Annotated in this window: 22 protein-coding genes; 18 read left to right on the top strand and 4 right to left on the bottom strand. The window is 54.7% G+C overall.

The genetic code is table 11. From position 1 onward, the window contains the following. Positions 1-136 precede the first annotated feature (136 nt). From TPH_RS12380 to TPH_RS12355, 6 genes are all read left to right on the top strand, one after another. On the top strand, positions 137-754 hold the full coding sequence (locus tag TPH_RS12380) for a flavin reductase family protein (protein WP_015051532.1): 618 nt from the start codon (positions 137-139) through the stop codon (positions 752-754). 564 nt (positions 755-1,318) lie between these two features. Beyond that, positions 1,319-2,869 carry an ABC transporter substrate-binding protein gene (locus TPH_RS12375; protein WP_015051531.1) on the top strand — a complete coding sequence of 517 codons (1,551 nt, stop codon included), beginning with the start codon at positions 1,319-1,321 and terminating at the stop codon, positions 2,867-2,869. A gap of 67 nt (positions 2,870-2,936) precedes the next feature. Next, positions 2,937-3,680, top strand: coding sequence for a DUF4198 domain-containing protein (locus tag TPH_RS12370; RefSeq protein ID WP_015051530.1), 744 nt, complete (start codon positions 2,937-2,939; stop codon positions 3,678-3,680). A gap of 360 nt (positions 3,681-4,040) precedes the next feature. Further along, positions 4,041-4,997: a nucleoside recognition domain-containing protein gene (locus TPH_RS12365; RefSeq protein WP_015051529.1), complete on the top strand. Its 957-nt coding sequence runs from the start codon at positions 4,041-4,043 to the stop codon at positions 4,995-4,997. Between the two features lie 236 nt (positions 4,998-5,233). Next, complete coding sequence (locus tag TPH_RS12360) at positions 5,234-5,605, top strand: ABC transporter substrate-binding protein (RefSeq protein ID WP_148275915.1); 372 nt, start codon at positions 5,234-5,236, stop codon at positions 5,603-5,605. 369 nt (positions 5,606-5,974) lie between these two features. Continuing rightward, positions 5,975-7,213, top strand: a complete 1,239-nt coding sequence (locus TPH_RS12355) for an IS110 family RNA-guided transposase (protein WP_015051527.1) — start codon at positions 5,975-5,977, stop codon at positions 7,211-7,213. Positions 7,214-7,698: 485 nt separating this feature from the next. On the opposite strand, the gene TPH_RS12350 is transcribed toward TPH_RS12355, so the two are convergent. Further along, complete coding sequence (locus TPH_RS12350; protein WP_028991307.1) at positions 7,699-7,971, bottom strand: HD-GYP domain-containing protein; 273 nt, start codon at positions 7,969-7,971, stop codon at positions 7,699-7,701. 162 nt (positions 7,972-8,133) lie between these two features. Here TPH_RS12350 and TPH_RS12345 point away from each other — a divergent pair, with 162 nt between their 5' ends. Both TPH_RS12345 and TPH_RS12340 read left to right on the top strand, forming a co-directional pair. Continuing rightward, positions 8,134-8,409, top strand: a complete 276-nt coding sequence (locus TPH_RS12345) for a hypothetical protein (protein WP_148275914.1) — start codon at positions 8,134-8,136, stop codon at positions 8,407-8,409. Positions 8,410-8,620: 211 nt separating this feature from the next. Further along, positions 8,621-9,310: a vitamin B12-dependent methionine synthase gene (locus tag TPH_RS12340; protein ID WP_015051524.1), complete on the top strand. Its 690-nt coding sequence runs from the start codon at positions 8,621-8,623 to the stop codon at positions 9,308-9,310. A 51-nt stretch (positions 9,311-9,361) separates the two neighbouring features. On the opposite strand, the gene TPH_RS12335 is transcribed toward TPH_RS12340, so the two are convergent. After that, on the bottom strand, positions 9,362-9,559 hold the full coding sequence (locus TPH_RS12335; RefSeq protein ID WP_015051523.1) for a cold-shock protein: 198 nt from the start codon (positions 9,557-9,559) through the stop codon (positions 9,362-9,364). A gap of 152 nt (positions 9,560-9,711) precedes the next feature. Here TPH_RS12335 and TPH_RS12330 point away from each other — a divergent pair, with 152 nt between their 5' ends. Further along, positions 9,712-9,948: a hypothetical protein gene (locus TPH_RS12330; RefSeq protein ID WP_015051522.1), complete on the top strand. Its 237-nt coding sequence runs from the start codon at positions 9,712-9,714 to the stop codon at positions 9,946-9,948. A gap of 357 nt (positions 9,949-10,305) precedes the next feature. On the opposite strand, the gene TPH_RS12325 is transcribed toward TPH_RS12330, so the two are convergent. Both TPH_RS12325 and TPH_RS12320 read right to left on the bottom strand, forming a co-directional pair. Next, positions 10,306-10,620, bottom strand: a complete 315-nt coding sequence (locus TPH_RS12325) for a carboxymuconolactone decarboxylase family protein (protein WP_408033283.1) — start codon at positions 10,618-10,620, stop codon at positions 10,306-10,308. Between the two features lie 74 nt (positions 10,621-10,694). Beyond that, positions 10,695-11,621: a serine hydrolase gene (locus TPH_RS12320; protein WP_015051520.1), complete on the bottom strand. Its 927-nt coding sequence runs from the start codon at positions 11,619-11,621 to the stop codon at positions 10,695-10,697. A gap of 365 nt (positions 11,622-11,986) precedes the next feature. Here TPH_RS12320 and TPH_RS12315 point away from each other — a divergent pair, with 365 nt between their 5' ends. The 9 genes from TPH_RS12315 (at position 11,987) to pylSn (ending at position 21,038) form a co-directional block, all read left to right on the top strand. Beyond that, a complete protein-coding gene (locus TPH_RS12315) occupies positions 11,987-12,982 on the top strand; it encodes an HlyD family secretion protein (protein ID WP_015051519.1) in 996 nt (331 codons plus the stop codon). Beyond that, positions 12,979-13,893 carry an ABC transporter ATP-binding protein gene (locus TPH_RS12310; protein ID WP_015051518.1) on the top strand — a complete coding sequence of 305 codons (915 nt, stop codon included), beginning with the start codon at positions 12,979-12,981 and terminating at the stop codon, positions 13,891-13,893. Before TPH_RS12315 ends, TPH_RS12310 begins: the two co-directional genes overlap by 4 nt. Next, a complete protein-coding gene (locus TPH_RS12305; RefSeq protein WP_015051517.1) occupies positions 13,890-14,813 on the top strand; it encodes an ABC transporter ATP-binding protein in 924 nt (307 codons plus the stop codon). Before TPH_RS12310 ends, TPH_RS12305 begins: the two co-directional genes overlap by 4 nt. Next, positions 14,810-15,922: an ABC transporter permease gene (locus tag TPH_RS12300; RefSeq protein ID WP_015051516.1), complete on the top strand. Its 1,113-nt coding sequence runs from the start codon at positions 14,810-14,812 to the stop codon at positions 15,920-15,922. Before TPH_RS12305 ends, TPH_RS12300 begins: the two co-directional genes overlap by 4 nt. A gap of 15 nt (positions 15,923-15,937) precedes the next feature. After that, the gene (locus tag TPH_RS12295) at positions 15,938-16,489 is read left to right on the top strand and encodes a TetR/AcrR family transcriptional regulator (protein WP_015051515.1); all 552 of its coding nucleotides are present in this window, start codon (positions 15,938-15,940) and stop codon (positions 16,487-16,489) included. A gap of 317 nt (positions 16,490-16,806) precedes the next feature. Further along, entirely contained in the window at positions 16,807-18,660 is a 1,854-nt protein-coding gene (locus TPH_RS12290) for an ASKHA domain-containing protein (protein WP_015051514.1), read from the top strand. Between the two features lie 18 nt (positions 18,661-18,678). Continuing rightward, complete coding sequence (locus tag TPH_RS12285; RefSeq protein ID WP_015051513.1) at positions 18,679-19,350, top strand: DUF1638 domain-containing protein; 672 nt, start codon at positions 18,679-18,681, stop codon at positions 19,348-19,350. Positions 19,351-19,378: 28 nt separating this feature from the next. Next, positions 19,379-20,512: a 3-methylornithine--L-lysine ligase PylC gene (gene pylC, locus TPH_RS12280; RefSeq protein ID WP_015051512.1), complete on the top strand. Its 1,134-nt coding sequence runs from the start codon at positions 19,379-19,381 to the stop codon at positions 20,510-20,512. Between the two features lie 199 nt (positions 20,513-20,711). Beyond that, entirely contained in the window at positions 20,712-21,038 is a 327-nt protein-coding gene (gene pylSn / locus TPH_RS12275; protein WP_015051511.1) for a pyrrolysine--tRNA(Pyl) ligase small subunit, read from the top strand. Positions 21,039-21,074 lie beyond the last annotated feature (36 nt).

The raw sequence follows: 21,074 nt of genomic DNA, 5'->3' as shown, positions 1-21,074 counted from the left end.
GTCCGGTGTCGAAATAAATTTAAAGGGATCTAAAGCTGTTCCAAGAAAGCAGGCCATGAAGGTCTTGCGCCTTTCTGAAGAAAGGGAGCCTTCGTGGTCTTTTTCATTAATTTAATTGATCTAGGAGGGAGAAGAAATGGGGGTTTTGGCACCGCGCAAGCGGGAACAGGTGATGCCTTTGCCAGTGGTTTTGATTTCCACAGTGGGAAAAGATGGGGTGCGCAATGTTGCCCCCTGGTCATGTATTACTCCAATATTGAGGCCTTTTAACGACCTTCTCCTGGCTTCGTGGATTAAGCGAGACACGTTGAGCAACATCCGCGAAACAGGGGAGTTTGTTGTCAATGTTCCCCCTGTCGAGCTCGCTGAGGCAGTGATGATCTGTTCCCGGAATTATCCACCGGAAGTTGATGAGTTTGAAGAAGCTGGCTTGAAGCCGCGTCCGTCCCAGGCAGTTAAACCGCCCGGGGTTGAAGGTTGTTTGGCCTGGGCAGAGTGCACGCTTGTAGAAGAAATCAGGCGTGAACGCTACTCACTGGTCATTGGTAAAGTGGTTCATTTGGAGGCTGATGATCGCTTCTTCAATGAAGCTGGGGAGATGGACTATGAGCGGGCCAAACCATTGACCGTGATTCTCGGTGATGGCGGGATGTGGTTTACCCGGCCGGTTTTCGCCGGCAGATACGCAGATTATGCCGAAATGTTCCTGAATAAAAAGGATGAAGCCCCTGCTTTTGCTGATGAGAACGGGTAGAGGGGGAATTGCTGTGAGGCACAAGTGGGCTCCTGGCTGTGTTTCCGGTTCCTGATCCACGGCAGATGTTATTTGATAGCCTCAATGTTGGTTGGCTGACGGATCCGCACAAACCGCAGATAGAATGGGTGCGTTCAATTTCCCTTCCAGATGGATCGGTTGGAGACAGATCTTAGCGATCTTCTTTGTGTTCTATGGAGTGATGATATTTTTATCTAAGATCGAGACTGTTGTGTTTCTCAAATATAGTGAAAAGTGGCGAAGTGTCCGGAAGGTGTGCCAGTTCTTTCTCAATTGCCTTGTCATCACGCCGCCTGGGGCGGCACCAACAGAGCATGAAAATATCAGACAGGTCTGATCTCGGACACGGCCAATTTGTAAACATTCTCAAGTACCAGTGTACCAACGACTATAAATATTCTCAGGGTTGGGGCATCAACACTTGCGGGAGAAGGAGTGAGCCCCGCATCGGCAGGCATCCTTCGATGAACCAGAATCCCACGAATTCATTCGTGGGCGTATGTCAAGGCTGTGAAAAATTGATCAGATTGAAGGGGAGATTCGATGAGGGCAAAAAAAGTTCTTGTTCTCTTGACGTTGGCGGTTTTTTTAGTGATGGCGTCGGGATGCGGGAAAGGGTCATCCGCTCCTTCACAGAAGGAAACCAAACCCCTGACCGTAGGTTGGGCGCAGTGGTGTACAAACCTCGACCCAGGTGATGGGTATAACGGTTGGTATACTATGGAATTCGGCATGGGAGAAACCCTGGTCAGAGTCGGTGAGGGAATGAAGATCGAGCCCTGGCTGGCCGAGTCCTGGACAAGGGTTGATGAAAAGACATGGAAGATTAAGATCAGGGACAATGTCAAGTTTCACAACGGGAAAATTTTAGATGGGGCAGCTGTGAAGGCCTCTCTGGAGCGCACTATAGGGATTAATGAGAGGGCTCCTGGCCTTTTGGATATTGCTTCCATAGAAGCTCAAGGGAATGAGGTTATTATCAAAACCAACAACCCCAACCCGTCCTTTATGACATCGCTGGCCGATCCCTTTGCTACCATCGTTGATGCCGAGGCCGCTGAGGAAATGGGGGATAAATTCAAGGAAAATCCTGTTCTTACCGGGCCGTTCAAGTTGAAGGAATATGTGCGAGATGAGCGTGTGGTGGTGGTCCGAAATGAAGAGTACTGGGGTAAAAAGGCTGAGTTAAAAGAGGTTGTGTTTAAATACATCCCCGATGCCAACACCCGGATAATGGCACTGCAGTCAGGTGAAATCCAGGTGGCAGATAAGATTCCTGCCGAACAGGTGGAGCTGCTGGAAAGGAATAAAGAACTGAAGGTATTAAGCGAGTCTTCGGGGCGGGTGCACATGCTCGTTTTCAACCTGGAAAGGCCAGGCCTTGATGATATCAATGTCCGGAAGGCGATCAACATGGCCATCAACAGGGATGACCTTGCCCAAAAGGTCATGTCGGGGACGGGCATTCCGGCCATAGGTCCTTTTCCACCGGTGCTTCCCTTTGGGGGAAGTGAATTGAAAGGATATCATTACGACCCTGCGGGGGCGAAGAGACTTCTGGACGAAGCGGGGTGGAAAAGGGGGAGTGACGGCATCCGCCAGAAGGGTGGTAAGAAACTTGAGTACACCTTCCTTTCTTATAAGAGCAGGCCGGAATTGCCGGTGATCATGGAAGCAATTCAGAGCCAATTATTAGATATCGGGATTAAGATCGAAATCAACAATGTTGAGAACATTTCTGAGGCTATGAAGGGTGGAGATTTTGATGCTGCTATTTATAGCTTCAGCACCGCTCCTACCGGGGATCCCCAGTACATGCTGGAAACCGTCTTTTTAACAGGAGGGGATAATAACTTCGGGCATTACAGCAGTGAGAAGCTTGATGCTCTGGGTAGAAAGCTGCAGTCTACGTTTGACACTGAGGAAAGAAAGACCATAGCTAAGGAAGCGCAGCAGATCCTCATTGATGATGCAGCGTTTGCCTTTCTGGTCTACCCCAAAATCATCACAGCCGTACACAAGGATGTGGAAGGGGTGGTCATAACTCCTACAGAATGGTACTTTTTGAATTCAAATGTGGGTTATAAAGGTTAACTGGCTGTACAGAATGGAGTTTGACTTTGTTGCCCGGCAGGGCATAAAAATGAAGGAGGAATGTTACATGACAAGTTTTCGTGATACTACTCACCTTGTTGTTCAGGGGCATGAGGGGTGGCTGGAGTTCAGGTCCAGCCATGGGCATCGCTGTTCACCTGTAGAACTCCTCTTCAAATGGGGGCACAACATGAAGGTCGATGGGTTGTGCCGGAAGGAGATACTGAAATCCTACCTTATTGAACCCGACGGGAAGAAAAGCGAGCTGTCTATTGGTGGGCCGGAGGAAACAGCTTATAAGATCACATTTATACCCGAGCAAACCGGTTTTTACAGACCGGTGGTGGAAGCGGAGGGGGTGTTTACGGTAACCGTTGACGGCCAATATTTGAATGTCCCCAAAAAGGACTGTGAGTTTCCCCTGGAGTCGGTCGCCTATACCCAGTACGCCGGGGCTGTTGTTCCGGTAGGGCACGACCTGGAAGGAGCGGTGCAGGCTGTGGGAGGCAATCTGGAGCTGTTGCCTCTTTTCTGGAAGCCCTGGAAGGTCGGGGATACCATCGAGCTGCAAGTCAAGTATAAAGGGGCGCCTGCAGCCGGCACCCAGGTAGCCCTGATCAACGGTATGGCTGACGACAAGGATGAACCCCAACTAAAAGATACGAACGGTGCAGGAAAGGCTGCCTTCACCTTTGATAAACCGGGTTTTTATCTGGCGCTGGTCAGATACATAGATAATGATGATGTTCAAGAGGGGTACTACGACCGCAGGAACTATACAGCTACATTATTTATAATGGTGACAAAGTAGATTGGTTTCCGCGCCTTCAGTGCGGTGGGACGGTTCTGCTGGTCGGTTGGTGAGGTTAAGCAGCTTCATACAAAACCCTTTGGGGTGGTGGGGGTTCCATTTGAAGCTGCTTCCTTTTTATCGTTGATCGATTTCCCCCTCATACAGAAAACATACCACTTCTGCGATCTGTTAGTTTTGCAGTAAGCTCTTAAGATCTGTCCAATTGAATGAAAAATATTGCAGGATTTTTTGCTTTATCTGTTGAATAAAAAGTCCTGTGTAGAACGGGTAACTGGAGTTATCCTGTCAAGGCCACGGAGGTCTGTGACCCTGTTGAAACGGGGGGGCTTTCGTGGTTTATTTGTCTGAGGTGATCAGATGAAGACCATTATTGCTGCTCTGCCTGTTCTTCTCGATCTCTGGAAAAGCGTTCTTCCCTTGATGTTTCTGGGTTGTTTCCTGGGAAGGCTTTCTTTGAACACTGCGCTGATCCGGCAGCTGGGGAGAGTAATGCGCCCCCTGGCCCGCCTCGGCAACCTGCCTTCAGTGGTTGATGCGCCCCTTACCCTGTGTCTGGTTAATGAGGTTGCTGCCTATTCCATGCTTGCAGAACTAAGAAACAACAGTATTGTCAACATGAAAGAAGTGGTGCTCTTTTTTCTCGTTTCCAATCTCCCTAAGGGATTATATAATATGGTTTTCTACATGGCTCCTGTGGTTTTGGGAGCCCTAGGCATGCGCCTGGGGCTGATTTATCTGCTGATGTACCTCGGTGTATTTTTCAGCGCTGGGTTGGTGGGGCTATTCTTGGGGAGGTTGCTGCTTTCTCCTCAAAGTGCTCGGCATTCGTCTGAACAACTTCCCCAGCCGACCTCCGATCCCCTTCGTAAAAGGATCATTGATGCGGCAAAGGGATCCCTTCCCAGCTTTGGGCGCCTTGTCGCCATATTTGTTCCTCTTACCTTTCTTGTGATCACCCTGATGCAGACCGAGACAGTTACAACATGGCTTTCTCTTGTAGACCCTGTTCTCCGCCGGTTTGGTCTCCCTGCCCCGGTGCTGATCGTGATCACTACCGGAATGCTCAGCATGGTAGCCGGTATCGGCACTCTGGGGCCTTTTTTAAAGGCCGGTATCGTCACCCCGGTGGAGGCAATAACTGCCTTGCTCCTGGCTTCATCCATCCATTACTTTCTCAGCTTCTGGTCCAGTAATCTTCCCTTAAGTGTCTCCTTTTTCGGTCCACGCCTGGGCAGCAGAGCAGGTATTGCCAATTTGGTGGTCCTGGAAGGAGTGACCTGTTTGGTGCTGGGTGTGGTTGTGCTCTTTAAGTAAACAAGGCATCATTGAATTAGGCTTTGGAGGAAATATGCCTTTTATGGCGAATAATGCCTTACAAGTAATGTAATCCGGAAAATAAAGAATCTTCTACGCAATAGGACCACGAAGGTCTTCTGCCTTGCAGCAGGGGTAGATTCTTCGTGGTTTTTTATTGGGAGGTGAAAGATTGGGAAATTGCTTAATGTGTTTTTGGGGTTCCGTCAGGTAGATGATGGCTTGTCAGCAGTGCTCTGGCCAACCGCTGGCCTTACAAAACCATTGCTGAAATTATTCAAGCGGAGCTGAAAAATTTTGGCTTGGATGTGGAGATCGTGATGATGGAAGCTGGGGCCTGGAGCGAAGCATTGAAGAGCGGCAACTATCATATGAGCCTTTCCCCCTACACCCTTATGACCGGTGACCCTGATTTTTACTTCGGCCGCTGGATTTATTCAGACGGGCAGATGAATAGGGCTCGGGGGGTTGGTTACAGGAGTTCCGAGGCCGACAGGCTGGTGTTGAATGCTGCTCGGGAGACCGATGTTGCGAAAAGAAAAGCCCTCTATGGGGAGCTGCGGAAACTCGTTGCAGAAGATGTTCCTGTAGTCCTCCTCGTAAGATAGTTTTTGTAACACCAATTGATCCAGCCCTTAAAAGAAGCCCGGCTTGGATCAAAAATGCTCCTTGACAACTGGAAATTGGGTATTCACTTTTGGCGGTGTTCCAGGCAAAATGTAGTCGTGAGATTATGTTCTGGGTAGGTGTTGTCCTCCTTGAGGTCCGACCTCTTAGAAAGCCTGACCCCCAGCCCATAACCTGTACCCCTGACACGTAAGTTGCGCAACTTGTCAAGATCCTGTCCAATGGTAGCAGGTTGGATAGAACAAGGTCCTGACAGGAAAGCGTTGTTTCCGGCGAGGCTGTTGACCGGTTATGGTGCCTGGGACCCCGCATAATCTTGCACAATTCCTCCCTGGGAGGGGGTGAAACTGATGAAACTGTTTGTCGGTATCGATGTCAGCATGAAAGATTTCAAGGCCCGGATGTTCGACGCAGAGGGCGAGGAGATCGCCAAGCGCATTCGCTGCAAGAACGACGATCCGGGTGCAGAGTCCTTTGTTAAGTACCTGGTGGAGATCTGCGGCGCCAACGAAGTTGATTCCCTGCGGATCGGCATGGAGTCCACCTCTGTCTATGGCTGGCACCTGCAGATGCGCCTGGCCGGTGAGCCTTTGCTGGCTTCCTTTCACCCCCAGGTGTACGTCTTCAATCCCAAGGTGATCGCCAACTTCAGAAAACAGTACGTCGATATTCCAAAGGATGACTGGTTCGACTGCCTGGTGATCGCCGACCGGCTCAGGTTCGGACGGCTGCCCGAGAGCTGCCAGGTGGACTTCCGCTACCTGCCCCTCCAGCGGCTGACCAGGTTCCGTTACCACCTGATCCAGACCATCACTCGGGAGAAGAACTACTTCCTGACCAACCTGTTCCTGAAGTTCAATACCATCTGCCAGGACAAGGTGCTGAGCGACATCTTCGGGGCCACCTCGGAGGCGATCCTGACCGAGTTCCTTTCTCCGGAAGAGATTGCGGCACGACCGCTTGATGAGTTAATTGACTTCCTGATGGAGAAGGGAAAGAGTCATTTCTCCAACCCCGAAGCTACGGCCAAGGCCTTAAAGCATGCCGCAGCCTGCGCTTACAGGCTGCACGGAAGCCTCCTGGAGCCGGTGAACCTGATCCTGGCCACCAGTTTGCAGACCATCCGTACCCTGGAACAGCAGGTCAAGAGTATTGACAAGGCGATTGAGAAAGAACTGTCACACTTTCCGAACACTCTGCAGTCGATGCCGGGCATGGGGCCTGTCTGTACCGCCGGAATAATCGCCGAGATCGGCGACATCCACCGGTTCGACAACGAGAAGGCAGTCGCCAAGTTTGCCGGCCTCACCTGGCGGAAACACCAGTCAGGCGAGTTTGAAGCCGATGACACGCCGCTTACGAAAACCGGCAATGTGTACCTGCGCTATTACTTTGTAATGGCCGCCGACAGCGTGCGTAAATGGGACCCCAGGTTTGCCGAGTTCTATGCCCGTAAGTTTAAAGAGAGTTCCACTCACCACCATCGCCGTGCTTTGGTTCTGACCGCACGTAAACTCGTGCGGGTGGTTGATGCTCTGCTACGCAGCAACCAACTATACGTGCCCCAGGGGCAGAGAAAGGTGGTTTAGGTTTAGTCTGTCGGGTGGCTCTTCTGCTAATAGCAACAGCTTCATAATACCGTAGTATCGACCGTCCAGTAGGGTTTATCCCGAAAGACCACAACGGATAAGACGCTACAGTGCATGGAGCAGCATTCATATCACCCACCTGACTATTGTCTCTTAACCAATAATCCATTTATGTTGCTTTTTTCCATTTACCTCTGGAAACAAGCTTAGTTTGGTATGCGCTTTTTTAGAAAATTTTCTTAGAAATTTTGGTCCTTGGATCTTGACATATTACCGTAAGGCTTTTCAACGATGTCTCTCTTTATGCCGTACGCAAAGAGGTCAAGGGTCTAAAGTTGGATCCGTTCTTTAAACCGTCTTTGGAAAAGGTTTGGTTGAGTGAGTAAAAGAATTCTGCCGGATGTTTTGCCATCATTTTATTGATCCGAGAGAGGACAGAATTTAGATAGGGTTGGGGGGATTCAGGCGGTTTCCCAGCCCTTTTTTTAAAGAACCCTGAAACCGCGATTGTTTACATCCACCGGTTCCAGTTCAATAAGGCTCAGCTGTTCTTCCACTGATAGTGCCCCAATATCATGCACTAAAGCTGCTAAAAATATGTCTTTCGTTTGTTCGCCGGAGAATTCCAGTTGTTCACATAAGCGATAAGAAAGATAGGCTACCTGTTGGTGGTGTCTTGTGATAATAGGCGAAATAAAACTTTGGGCCCTGGAGAGACAAAGCAGGATATCTCCGATGTTAACCCGGATCTTTTCCAAGCTGAGTTGCACCCTTTCATCGGTTAATTTGGGTTGAAGTGGAGGAGCCCTGCGGGATGCTCTCTTAGCGCCTGTTTGGAAATATGTTATCATAAAATTTGCCTCAAAGTCAGTCCAGAAGAAGAGGACGCAATCTGCTTTCCGGGGCTGCTTTCCGGAATTATGGTGAACCATCCCCGAGGAGGTAGTTACCTTTATACTTCCGGCTATTGCCCCTCGCTGCAGGTCTGGATGGATGCCTGGGAGGAAGAACTTCCTGTGGAGGAGGCCGTCTCAGATTACAGGGAGTTCTTTGCCGGATATACTGCGGTGACCGCTGAGATTGAGGAGCTGATCAGGAGTTATGTGCACGATCGCGCTGTGAACGGGATTTTCCTTGAGTCCTTCCGGGTGCGTTTTGGGGCTCTGCTCTGGATGGTCGGAGAAAGGTTTGGTTGAGGTGCGGGCCTGTGCAGCCGCTGTCAATGGGTGAATAAACACGAAAAGACTTCAAATATCTTGAGATAATCACTTATAATAGAGATACCGGCAGTCCTGCCGCTAGATTATCAACTCCCGGTTGGTTTTGTCCTATCTGGCATCAGAGGTTGCTTGAAAACAGATAACCGCAGTTTGGTGCTTCTCAACTACGGCAATGAGGGGTGAGGGGATGTTCGACGACTTGCAGATCGAAGTGACGGAGGAGATGCTGGCAAAGAGGGCCGGAAGCCGCGGCGGCGTGAGTGAAAAAATCCTGGAGCAGTGCCGTAAGGCCATGGAGATCGGAGAAAAATTACTTGAGCCGCGGACCATCCACGATGTATTCACCATTGAGAAGATCGGTGAAAACCGGCTCTTCCTGGAGCAGGGGTGTTATTTTGAGAGTGAGCACCTGACCAAACTGCTCGGCGGGGCCGACAGGATCGTGGTGATGTGCTGCACGATCGGCTCCGGCGTGGAGAAAAGGGTTGGTGAGTTAAACAGCAATGGTTACCTGGCAGATGCCTACTTCCTGGATGTTTACGGTTCGGTAGCTGTGGGTGTTCTGGCGAGAAAGCTTTATCGAAAGATCAGGGAGCAGTTTGCCGGTTACGGGGCCACCGTCTATATGGAACCTGGCCAGCTGGACTGGAATGTGCGTGACCAGCAGGTGGTTTTCCGCCTCATTCACCCCGAAAAAATCGGCGTTACCCTGAATAGCGGCATGATGATGAACCCGGTCAAGTCCCTCACCGGTGTTTTCGGCATCGGGGAGCCGGGAAGGGTCAAAGCCGGTGACTTCTCCTGCGAGTTCTGCCCCAAAAGGGAGAGCTGCACATTCCGGCATGAGGCGGAAGAGATGATGGAAGCCCTAGCCTGACAAAAACCCCCAGATGAAAGGTTGACACCTGGGGTTGTCCTTTTAAAGCTGTCAGAGCGGCTGGACGTTAGCTGCCTGCTGGCCGCGGGGGCCTTCGACCACTTCGTATTTTACTCTTTGGCCTTCGTTCAGCGTTTTAAAGCCGGGCTCCTGGATGGCCGAATAGTGCACGAAAACGTCGTTGCCGTCTTCACCTGTAATAAAACCGTAGCCTTTTCGTTCGTCGAACCATTTAACTGTTCCTTCCAAAAGTTATACCTCCTTGTGGATAGTTGAGTCTGTTAATAGTATGCTACCTGCTGTGTCCGGCTATCACATGTATTTTTCCCCATCGGTGTTTTGGGATCGCAGGTGGTTTACAATAAAGGGACGGTAGTTTTTGGGCAGGAGGGGTTTATTGGATGAAAAAGGACGGTCTAGCCCTTTTGGCCGTCGTCTATCCCCCGGAGGATATTATCATTGAAGGGGTTTTGCAGACGGCAGGGATCAGGGCTTTTAAGATGAGGGAGTCCATCGCTCCGGTGGAGGGGATCACTATTGGCCCCCTGGCGGAAGTGAAAATCTATGTTTCCGGTGAGCAGCTGGAAGCGGCAAAGGATATCCTCGCCTGGACGAAGGAAAGCGCTGCCGATGTGTAGCCTCCGCCTATAAGCAAACAGGGCAGACGAGAGGATGGTTTCTGATGTCTGCCCTGAAAATAGATTGCATACCCTGCCGGTCTACCGCTCGACTCCCGATTCCAGGCCGGACAGGACGACGGCTCGCTTTGGGACAGCCCTGGGATGCTGCGTAACATGTTACGAATTGCTTCTGCCAATCGCAGCGTTTGGCCACGCAGCAAATCCATTCCGTTGAAACTCTTAAGCTCGCATTCCGGCCTGTCATCCTCGCTTCGCCTGTCCTGTTACCAGGCCTTCCGTAGGTCGCTCGCCGGTAGACATTCTCTGATGGTGCCGCCGCTGGCGGCATGGTGGTCTACTAGAAAAAGCCGCCTTTTAATCCTGCTCCGCAAAAGCATTGTTGGCGCTGATCAGCGGGCGGGAACCGGAGACGTAGTAAGGAATGCGCAGCACCTCTTTCAGCTCCTCCTCTGTAGCCCCCAGTTCCCTGGCGCGCTTGGCCAGGGCCATTACCCCGCGCTCCGATCCGATGTAGGCGTCAAGCGCCAGACAGATGAACACCTTGGTCTTCTCATCTAACGCTCCCGGCTTCATGGCCACCTCGATGACTTTTGTCACCGCTTCGTAGAGCTCCGGGTCGCGTTTCTCCAAGGCCTGCACAAAGGGTGGGAAATTAGGCAACTGGTTCACCTCCCGGGAAATTCTTCATTGTTAGCTATTCTCTAACATTGTCTTCAATTCCTGCAGATGAGTTAGAGCCGCGATCAGATCTGCGGTAACCCGGGAACCGTTGCCGCCGGTAAGCGCTGCTGGTAGTTGTAGACGATGCGGGAGATTTCGGCTATGTTGCGAAAGCCGGTATCCTCATCCGGAATCCCTTTGGAAAGCACCACCAGGATGTAGGGGCGCCTGGAAAAGACAATTCCCACATCTGTGGCCACTCCGTTGATGCTCCCCTCCTTATGGGAGACCACCAATTTCGGAGGCAGTTTTCCCGGCAGGCCTACATGGTAAACGGTATGGGCGAGGTCGTTCAGGAGACGGGCTCCCTGCTCCGGCTCCCTGGAGGCGAAGTCGATTAACTCTTCCAAAAAGGCTCCCATATCCCTGGCCGTGGTGGAGGCGCTCCCGAAGGGGCGGGTGGTGTCCGGCCCCAGCCGCCTGATGAAATTCATCACGTTGTCGTAACCCAGGTGGCGCACCAGCATGTTGTGGGCGATGTTGTCGCTGATGACCATGGAGATGGTGGCCAGGCAGCGCAGGCTGTAAGTGTCCCCGTCCCTGGCGGTAAATTGCAGGTCTCCCGCCCCGTCCTGGTAATCGGTGCTCTTGCGGTAGCGGACGCGGTCGTTCCAGTCGAGTTCACCCTTTGCCACCTGTTCGTAAAGATAGAGCACCACCGGCAGCTTGATGGCGCTGGCTGGAGGTATGGGTACTCTTTCGTTGATCCCGAACTCCTCTCCTGATGCCAGGTCCTTGAAGTAAACGCCGTAAGTTCCCGGCAGCGTTTTCAGGTGATCGGCGAGCTCTTTCCGCAGCTCCCCGTAGTCCGGCCTGGAGGCCAGCGGTTTCAAGGCCTGTGGCCCCACCATCCTGCCCACTGCAAATGCCAGCATGACCAACGCGAGCAAAGCCACGACGGCAAGAATCTTTCTCCTTCCGGGGGTTGGAGCCTTTCTATCTCCGGGCATTGCTCTTTACTCACCCCTTTTCCCATAAAATTAAATGAGATTCCGCTGCGGCCCCGCTTTTTCCCCTGGTCCGCCGCCCCAGCTGCTCCTGGCCGGGGCTATGCCGACCGGGTCCGGCATAAAGAGAGGCTTTTTGCAGCAGACCATGCCTTTATATAATATCTCCCGGTTAAGGAAATGTGATTCCTGGAGAAATCATCCCGGGCGCTGCAGGGGATCGAGAAAATTGCCGCTCAAAAGAGGGTTTGCCTTGTCTTCACCGGTTGGGACAGTTATAATTATAACAGGTAAACTATTTGAGTAAACCGGGTATACCAACCCGTCTGCTGCGTAGTTTGTTCCCCGGAGAGGAGAGCGAAATTCCCATGGGAAAGTTCAAGCCTTTTCTCGTTGCCGGGTTCCTTCTTCTGCTGGTGGGGTTTTGTGTCTGGGCCGGTTACAGGTATTTTTCGCCGTCATCCGAACCCCTGCAGGCCACGGGAACCATTGAGGCCACTTCGGTTGATCTTACCGCAAGAACGTCCGGCACCATCCAAAAGATTTATGTTGAAGAAGGGGATTCCGTTAAGAAAGGGCAGCTTGTCGCCGAGCTGTCTCGCAGCGATCTGGTTGCCCAGCGGGAGCGGGATGCCATGGCCCTGTTGAAGGCGGAAAGGCAGCTTGCCAATCTCCTTTCCGGCGCCCGAGAACAGGAGAAGGAGGAGGCGCTGGCCAACGTGGAGGTGGCCAGGCTCAATCTGAAAAAAGCCGAAGATGAGCTGACGCGGAGGGAACTGCTTTTTGAAGAGGGGGGAATCTCTGAGGAGGAGCTGGAGAGGTATAGGCTCCAGAGGGAGCTGGCGGTGCACCAGCTGCAGGCCGCCGAAGCCAGGCTGAGCCTGCTGGAGGCGGGGAGCAGGCCGGAGGTTGTCGCCGCGGCCCGGGCGGAAGTCGCCCGCTGCAAGGCGGTGCTCAGGGCCTCGGAGGCTCTGCTGGAAGACCTGAAAGTCCATTCCCCTCTCGATGGTGTTGTCCTGAGCAGAAACTATGAGGAGGGGGAGTACGTCCAGATGGGCGCCCCTCTGGCAACCGTTGCCGACCTCAAGAACCTGTGGATTAAGGTTTACCTGCCTACCGACGATCTCCCTGCGGTGAAGGTCGGGCAAAAGGTTCACTTCACGGTGAGCGGGGACAGGCGGACTTTTCAAGGGATCGTCGACCAGATTGCCACAAAAGGGGAATACACACCGCGGTCGGTGCAGACAAAGCAGGAAAGGGCCAACGTGGTTTTTGCGGTGAAGATCCGGATCGACAACGCAGATGGTGCCTTGAAGCCCGGCATGCCGGCGGACGTGACCTTCCCCAGGGATGGTTCCCGATGATCAGGGTAGAGGGGCTCACCAAAGCCTATGGCGACAAGGTGGCCGTAGCGGATGTGAGCCTGGAGGTCCAAAAGGGGGAGATCCTCGGCCTGGTGGGGCCCGACGGAGCGGGGAAGACCACCCTGTTGCGGATGGTCTGCGGTCTGCTCACACCGGACGGCGGGGAGGTGTTTCTGAAAGGGAAAAATCTCCGGGAAGTGGAGAGAGGCAGGGAGGACCTGGGCTATATGCCGCAGCGATTCAGCCTTTACGAAGACCTCACCGTCATGGAGAACATCCTCTTTTTCGGTTCCCTGTACGGTCTTCCCCGCCGGACGATTCTGGCCAGGGCGGAGGAGATCCTGTCCTTGACCGCTATGCTGGAGTTCAAGGCCCGCCTTGCTGCCCACCTCTCCGGGGGAATGAGGCAGAAGCTGGCCCTTACCTGCGCTCTCATCACGAGGCCGGCAATCCTGGTGCTCGATGAACCGACCTACGGAGTCGACCCGGAATCCCGCAAGGAATTTTGGAAGATCCTCTATTACCTCAACAAGGAAGGGATGACCCTCCTCATTTCTACCCCTTACATGGATGAGGCGGAACTCTGCCACCGGGTGGCCTTTATCAACGAGGGCCGGCTGGCGGTGACAGGGATGCCTCAGGAGTTGAAGGCTTCTTTCCCCTATCATCTGCTGGAGGTGCGGGCAGCCGGTATTGAACCGGACTTTTTTAGGGAGATCGCAGGGATCGAGGACGTTTCTTATTACGGGGATCGCTTCCGGCTGATGGCGCAGGACCCTGATGCCTGCAGGCGGGAGATTGCCGCCCGTCTGTCGTTGCCGGAGCAGGAGGCCGAACTGGCGATCCGGGAGGTACCGCCCGGTATGGAGGACGTTTTCGTCTGGCTGGCAGAGCGGGGTGGGAAGGTGTGAAACCGGTTGTGGTCACCCGGGGCCTGACCCGGGTTTTCGGCGATTTTACTGCAGTAGACGGCCTGACTATGGAGATCCGTCCCGGGGAGGTCTTCGGACTTTTGGGCCCCAATGGAGCCGGCAAGTCCACGGTGATCCGGATGCTCTGCGGGATCCTGACGCCCACCTCGGGGAGCGGGGAGGTGCTCGGTTATGACCTTTTCCGGGAGAGCGAAAAGATCAAGAAAAGGATCGGTTATATGTCCCAGAAGTTCAGCCTCTACGAGGACCTGACCGTACGTGAGAACCTGGAATTTTACGCCGGGGTCTACGGCATCCCCCGACGGGAGAGGGAGGAGCGGATCTGCCGGTTGGTTACCCTGGCGGGCCTTGCCGGTAGGGAAAGGGAGCTGGTGGGCCATTTGAGCGGCGGCTGGAGGCAGCGGCTTGCCCTTTCCTGCGCCCTGATCGGAGAGCCGGCGATGGTGTTCCTGGATGAGCCCACAAGCGGGGTCAGCCCCACCGCCCGCAGGGAGTTTTTCGCTATCATCAGGGGACTGGCGGCAGCCGGGACCACCGTTCTGGTCACCACCCACTTCATGGACGAAGCGGAGCGCTGCACCAGGATCGCCTTTCTCTCCGAAGGGAAACTGCTGGCCCTGGATGCACCCGGCCGGCTGAAGGAGAACGTCCTCGACGGCTGCCTGGTGGAGCTGGAGGTGCCGGACCCGGTGGAGAGGATGCGGGATGTGGAAGCTCTGGAATATGTGAAGGAGTGCAGCCTGCACGGTCGCCTCCTGCATGTGCTGCTCGCCGGTGAGGAGTATCTGGGCATGCTCTCCCGGTTCACCGGGGGCAGAGTGAACCGGATTACCCCCTCGCTGGACGATGTCTTCGTCGCCCTTGCCAGGCGCCGGCGCAGAAAGGAGGGGGGTTTGTGAACAGGATCCTGGCCGTACTGAAAAAGGAATTTATCCAGCTGCGGCGCGACCGCCTGACCGTGGCGATGGTTTTCCTGATCCCCCTGGTGCAGTTGCTGCTCTTTGGCTATGCCATCCAGACCGAGGTGCGGCACATCCCAACGGTCGTCTTCGACCAGTCCCTCTCCCCGGAGAGCAGGGAGATGCTGGAGGCCTTCACCGCCTCCGGCTACTTCGATGTTACCTGGATAGCCGGGAGTTATGCCGAGGTCAACAGAATGATCGACAGCGGTAAGGCTCAGGCAGGAATTATCTTCCCCCCGCAATTCGCCAGAGACCTGAAGCGGGGTACGCCCGCCCAGGTGCAGGTGATTGTGGATGCCAGCGACAACATGGTGGCCAACCAGGCCATCGCCATCGCCAACGCCATCGGCCTCGTCAAGTCGCAGGAGATCATCTTCGAGAAGATCCACTTAAGCGGTGGTATACCTTACGATGTCCGGGTGCGGCCGTGGTACAACCCCGACGGGATCACCGCCTATTATATGGTGCCGGCCCTCCTGGGGATTATCGTCACCATGACCATGGTGCTCATGACCTCCATCGGGATCGTCAGGGAGAGGGAGCGGGGAACTCTGGAGCAGCTGCTGGTTACCCCTATCAGGCCTTATGAGCTGATGATCGGGAAGATCGTGCCCTATATTCTCCTGGGATACGTACAGATCACCGTAGCCCTGTTGGTGGGGAGCCTGGTCTTTCACGTGCCGATCCGCGGCAGCATCCTCGACCTCTACCTGCTCACCCTCTTTTTCATAACCGCCTCCCTGGGGCTGGGGATCCTCATCTCCAACATCGCCAGGACGCAGATGCAGGCCATGCAGATGTCCTTTTTCGTCCTTCTCCCTTCCATTATGCTGTCCGGTTTCCTCTTCCCGAGGGCGGCCATGCCCAAGGTGATCTATTACCTGAGCTGCCTCATCCCTCTTACCTATTATCTGGATATTATCCGGGGGATCGTCCTTAAAGGGATCGGCTTCTCCTATCTGGTGGGGCAGGTGGTAACCCTGCTGGTTTTCTCTGTGGTCTTCCTGACGATCAGCAGCCTCAAGTTTAAGAAAAAAATAGGCTAAAGGTGGTCGGTTATTTTGAACGTCCGGGACAGGGTTATTGCTGCGGTAAAGGAGCTTGCCTGTGAACGTGGGCTTCATGATATCACCGTGGATGAGATGGCAGCCGGGGCGGGCATCAGCAAGAGGACGCTCTATCGTTACTTCGGCAGCAAGGAGGGGGTCATCGAGGCTGTTCTTGATTCAGTCATTGAAGAGCTCACCCAAGAGATCAGAAGCCTGGTGGATCGAGAAAAGGATATCGCCGGTGTTTTGACCGGGGCTATCAGGTGCTTTTTGGAGGACGGCAGATTCCTGTTCAATGCCGGATCGATAAGCGATCTGAAGCGGTGCTATCCTCAACTCTGGTCCAAAATCGAACGCATCAGAGCGGAGAACATCCGGTGGATTATTCAGACTATGGCCAGAAGAGGGGATCCGGTAATCCGGGATCTGGACCCCAGGATCCTTACCGCCTGTGTAACCGCCTCCGTCCAGGCGGTGCTCAACCCCGATTTCCTACTGACCAACAACCTGACTGTCGAAGAAGCGGCCGTACAGCTGCAAAGGTTTCTGCTGCGTTCTTTTTGACTGGCGTCATCCCCGATCTGTTTTGCTTATTCCCGGTGAGTTGGCCACCTCTACGGGCACAGCGGCCATTGACGAAAGCGGAGAATGATTGCGGCAGGAGGAAAAATGTCAACCGCTGTCGAACCTTACAAGGTATTCTAACGGCATGCGGGGCAAGTCCCGTGTTTGTGAAGATTACTGAACAGGGATCATACCGCACTGCCTTTCGTCGCCGCCATCACCGTCCGGTCTGGAATCGGGAGTCGAGCGGCAGACCGGCGGGTGAACTTGATGTATTTTCAGGGCAGTAATTATCTGAAAGAGGGGAGTGCGTAGCGTTGAAGTGCAAGGTAACCTTTTATCCCGCAATGAAGGAAGTCGAGGTGCCTGCGGGAACACTATTGAAGGAGGCCATCGACCTGGCCGGGCTGGACTTTGACTTTCCCTGCGGGGGAAGGGGGAAGTGCGGGAAGTGCCGGGTAAGGGTTGTGAAGGGTCGGATGGAGCCTTCCGAGGCCGATAAGACTCATCTGGATGAAAAAGAGATCGCAGATGGACTCCGGCTTGCCTGTGCCGCAGCGGTTGAAGAGGATGTAGGGGTAGAGCTCCTTGAGGTGCGAGGTCATAAAATTCTCATTGCCACGACGGAGCGCAGAATTGACCTGGACCCCCACGTTCAGAAGCATTGCCTGAAAGCACCGCCGCCGACGCTCGAGGATCAGCGCCCTGACTGGAACCGGCTGCAGGCGGTCCTGGAGGAGGCAGGTGGCAGTAAGGACCTGCGAATTTCCCTAAGGGCCTTGCGCGCACTGCCGGAGGCGCTGCGGGCGGGAGGCTTTACCTGCACCGCCGTTACCGCCGGTGAGGAGGTCATGGGGATTGAGAAGGGGGATACGACGTCCACACTCCTGGGGATCGCCTTTGATATCGGCACGACCACTGTTGTGGGATACCTCCTCGATCTCTTGACGGGAAAGGTGCTGGCGGTCGCCTCTGCCTTGAATCCCCAGACGAAGTACGGTGCTGACGTCATTTCCCGGATCACCTACGCAACCCAGGAGAAGGACGGCCTGGAGAGATTGCATCGAGCCGTCATCGAGGTGCTCAACGAGCTGATTGAAAAGGCAGCGTCGGAGGCTAAGTGCCGGAAGGAGGACGTTTATGCGGCCTCCGTTGTGGGGAACTCCTGCATGCACCACCTCTTCCTGGGGCTCAACCCCAAGCACATCGCCCTTTCCCCCTACGTTCCGGTGACGGGGATGGAGCAGGTTGTGGCTGCCTCCGAATTAGGCATAGAGATCAACGAGGCTGGTGTCATCTACGTGCTCCCCAATATCGCCGGTTTTGTCGGAGCCGACACCGTTGGGGTCATTCTGGCTACGGAGATGGATAAAAGCGAGGAGATCAAACTCGCCATCGACATCGGCACCAACGGGGAAATCGTGTTGGGAACGAAGGACCGCCTTCTGGCGTGTTCTGCCGCAGCCGGGCCGGCCTTTGAAGGCGCTCAGATCAGCTGCGGGATGCGGGGGACTAAAGGGGCCATTGACCACGTTGAATTCGGTGAAGAGTTCAGTTACACCACCATTGACGGTGAGAGGCCAAAGGGGATCTGCGGGTCCGGGCTTATCGACGCTGTGGCCGGAATGCTGAAGGTCGGTATCATCGATTATCGGGGCAGGATTCTCCCCCCAGAGGCTCTCGTCGGCACACCTGCCGAGAGTTTTGCCTCCCGCGTGGTTGAACAGGACGGTGGGAGGGCGTTTTTGCTGGCAGCGGAGGATGAGGCTGCCGACGGCAGGCCTCTCTACATTACCCAGCAGGATGTGCGCGAGCTCCAGCTGGCCAAAGGGGCGATAGCAACGGGTGTTGCGGTGCTGCTGGACAGATACGGAATCGCTCCGGAAGACGTTTCCGAGGTGCTGCTGGCTGGCGCCTTCGGCAACTATCTGGACAGGCACAGCGCCTGCGCTATCGGCCTGATTCCCTCTGTTCTCGAGGACAGGGTAAGACCAGTCGGGAACGCCGCCGGAACCGGGGCGATCACAGCCCTGCTTTCCAAAGGTGAATACAGGCGCGCCGCCCGGATCGCAGCTTCAGTTGAATATGTAGAGCTGGGGTCTTACCCCAGGTTTATGGAGCTCTTCGGGGCCTCGATGTCCTTTCCCACCGCTGCGCCAGCAAAAGCATGACGGGAAAGGGGCGAAGGTATGGAAGAAAAAGCAGTTTTAGTAGTTTGCGAATCCATTGCTCCAGAGATCGAGAAACTGGCCCCTGAACACCTGGACGTTAGGGTTTTGGAGTTCGGCCTGCATAACCATCCCGACAAGCTAAATGAAAGGCTGCGGGGATGTCTGGCCGAAATTGAAGAGGACGGGAGCTATGAGGTGGCCCTACTCGGCTACGGTCTCTGTTCCGAGGGGATAGTGGGCTTGAAGCCGCAGCGGGTTAAGCTGGTGATTCCCAGGACGGACGACTGTATTGCCCTCTTTCTCGGCTCCCGCGAGAGATACCTCGAGGAATCCCGCAGGGAACCGGGGACCTTTTATCTGACCAAGGGGTGGATCGAGCACGGGGAAACCCCTCTGGCAGTTTATAATCGGGAGGTTCCCTGGGTCAAGAAGTATCCCCCGGAAAAGGCCCACTGGCTGGCGCGAGAGGTGATGAGGAATTATAGGCGGGTGGCGCTCATCGACACCGGCGCCTATGACCTGACCGCTTATGAGGAATACGCCCGCAAGACGGCGGAAACTTTCAATATGAAGTACGAGGTCATCCCCGGCTCCTTGAACCTGCTGGAAAAACTGCTTGCCGGGCACTGGGACGGAAACTTTTTGGTGATCGAACCGGGGCAAGAGGTCAAAAGGGAGATGTTCTATTAGCCGTAATTCTCGTCACAGGAGGAGAGAAGTGAGGGCAGTTGTATTAGGAGGCAAACTCCAAGGGGTGGAAGCCGTTTACCTCGCCCACCAGGCGGGCTGGGAAGTCACCCTGGTGGACAGAAATCCCCAGGCCCCGGCGGTGGGGCTCTGCGATTCCTACCGTCGGCTGGACATTCTTCGGGATGCAGAGGCTTTGACGGAGGTGCTGCGAGGGGCCGATCTGATCATTCCCGCTTTAGAGGACGAAAGGGCGCTGACCTTCCTGGCGGAGCTCGCCGCAGCTCAAGAGTATCCTCTGGCATTTGACCCGGCCGCTTACGATGTATCTTCGTCCAAAAGGAAATCAGACCTCCTGTTTCGGCAGAACGGCATTCCCGCTCCCAGCTACTGGCCGGGCTGTGGTTTCCCCCTCATAGCCAAGCCCTCCGCTTTGAGCGGGAGCCGGGGGGTTCGGCTGATCGCCGATCAGCGGGAGCTGGATGAGTTCTTCAAGGAAACATGCCCCGGAGGGGGTGACTACATTCTGCAGGAATTTCTGGAGGGGGACTCCTATTCGCTGGAGGTCATCGGCCTTAAGGGGAGGTTTCTCCCTCTCCTGGTAACGGAACTGGAGATGGATGATGATTTTGACTGCAAGCGGGTCTCAGCCCCTGTGAAGCTGGATCCGGCGCTGGTGCGGCAGTTTGCGAAAATGGCGGAGAAGGTGGCCGGCTTGCTGGACCTCACCGGGGTGATGGACCTGGAGGTGATCCTTCATCAGGGTGTGCTCAAACTGCTGGAGATCGATGCCCGGCTGCCCAGCCAGACGCCGACTGCGGTGTACAAGGCGACCGGGGTCAACATCGTTGAGCTTCTCTACCGGGTGTTCTCGCTAGGGGAGCTACCCCGGGAGGTGGACCTTTCAGTAAAGAGTGGGGTCGTTTACGAGCATATCAGGGTTTCTCCGGAAGGGGTGGAAACCCTGGGGGAGCACATCATCTCCGATGCGGGCCCTTTGAGGCTGGTTCGTGACTTTTACGGGGCGGATGAGGCTCTGACGAACTTTGAGCCGGGGCGTGTGGAATGGGTGGCCACCCTGATCGTCACCGGTGCCGATCGGGACAAAGCCTGGGAGAGGCGCTGTGAAGTGCTTGCCGCCATCGGGAAGCGGTTTTCTCGCTGAGAATTAAAGGATAGCGCAGCCCCTGCCTCACTTCGTTACGCTACCCATCGAAGCTGCTGCCGCTTCGCGGGATGGAACAGCCGGCGCCTGCCGGCAGGGTCGGGCATTTTTCCGGGAGCAGCCGGCTGGCCGGAAGCGGGCGGTTGGCGGCGACCTTGAGAGGTTGTTCCAGGAATCGGAAACTGAAAGGAGCTTTTGGATGAGTAAGGCGAAGGAAAGGTATTATCGAAAGCGGGTGGACTTCTACCTTCTTATCAACAAGATCAAGCTGTGGCCGTCGCGCACCGGCGTCCTTCACGGCATCAGGAAGATCGTCAAAAAGGGGAAGTATGCCGAGGTTACCACCCACTGCGGCCACACCTTCCAGGTGCGCCTGTCCAAAAACAGCCGCGCCGCCCGGTGGCTGCGCAACAAGTGGGTCTTTGAGAAGTGCAGGGCCTGCCGGATACCGGCCTGGAAGATCGAAAAGTTTGCCGCCACCCGCTTCACAGAGCACTATGGCACCGATCTCCGGGATCCTCAGTAGAAGCCTTCTACGGGGGGAATCGCAGGGAGGACGAAA

It is taken from the genome of Thermacetogenium phaeum DSM 12270, assembly GCF_000305935.1.
Classification (GTDB): Bacteria; Bacillota; DSM-12270; order Thermacetogeniales; family Thermacetogeniaceae; genus Thermacetogenium; species Thermacetogenium phaeum.
This window is presented reverse-complemented; position numbering and strand designations above follow the sequence as displayed.

What these genes read in the sequence shown, in the direction of transcription:
- TPH_RS12380 (WP_015051532.1), top strand. Translation starts at nt 137, where the DNA reads ATGGGGGTTTTGGCACCGCGCAAGCGGGAACAGGTGATGCCTTTGCCA.
- TPH_RS12375 (WP_015051531.1), top strand. Translation starts at nt 1,319, where the DNA reads ATGAGGGCAAAAAAAGTTCTTGTTCTCTTGACGTTGGCGGTTTTTTTA.
- TPH_RS12370 (WP_015051530.1), top strand. Translation starts at nt 2,937, where the DNA reads ATGACAAGTTTTCGTGATACTACTCACCTTGTTGTTCAGGGGCATGAG.
- TPH_RS12365 (WP_015051529.1), top strand. Translation starts at nt 4,041, where the DNA reads ATGAAGACCATTATTGCTGCTCTGCCTGTTCTTCTCGATCTCTGGAAA.
- TPH_RS12355 (WP_015051527.1), top strand. Translation starts at nt 5,975, where the DNA reads ATGAAACTGTTTGTCGGTATCGATGTCAGCATGAAAGATTTCAAGGCC.
- TPH_RS12345 (WP_148275914.1), top strand. Translation starts at nt 8,134, where the DNA reads ATGGTGAACCATCCCCGAGGAGGTAGTTACCTTTATACTTCCGGCTAT.
- TPH_RS12340 (WP_015051524.1), top strand. Translation starts at nt 8,621, where the DNA reads ATGTTCGACGACTTGCAGATCGAAGTGACGGAGGAGATGCTGGCAAAG.
- TPH_RS12330 (WP_015051522.1), top strand. Translation starts at nt 9,712, where the DNA reads ATGAAAAAGGACGGTCTAGCCCTTTTGGCCGTCGTCTATCCCCCGGAG.
- TPH_RS12320 (WP_015051520.1), bottom strand. Translation starts at nt 11,621, where the DNA reads ATGCCCGGAGATAGAAAGGCTCCAACCCCCGGAAGGAGAAAGATTCTT.
- TPH_RS12315 (WP_015051519.1), top strand. Translation starts at nt 11,987, where the DNA reads ATGGGAAAGTTCAAGCCTTTTCTCGTTGCCGGGTTCCTTCTTCTGCTG.
- TPH_RS12310 (WP_015051518.1), top strand. Translation starts at nt 12,979, where the DNA reads ATGATCAGGGTAGAGGGGCTCACCAAAGCCTATGGCGACAAGGTGGCC.
- TPH_RS12285 (WP_015051513.1), top strand. Translation starts at nt 18,679, where the DNA reads ATGGAAGAAAAAGCAGTTTTAGTAGTTTGCGAATCCATTGCTCCAGAG.
- pylSn (WP_015051511.1), top strand. Translation starts at nt 20,712, where the DNA reads ATGAGTAAGGCGAAGGAAAGGTATTATCGAAAGCGGGTGGACTTCTAC.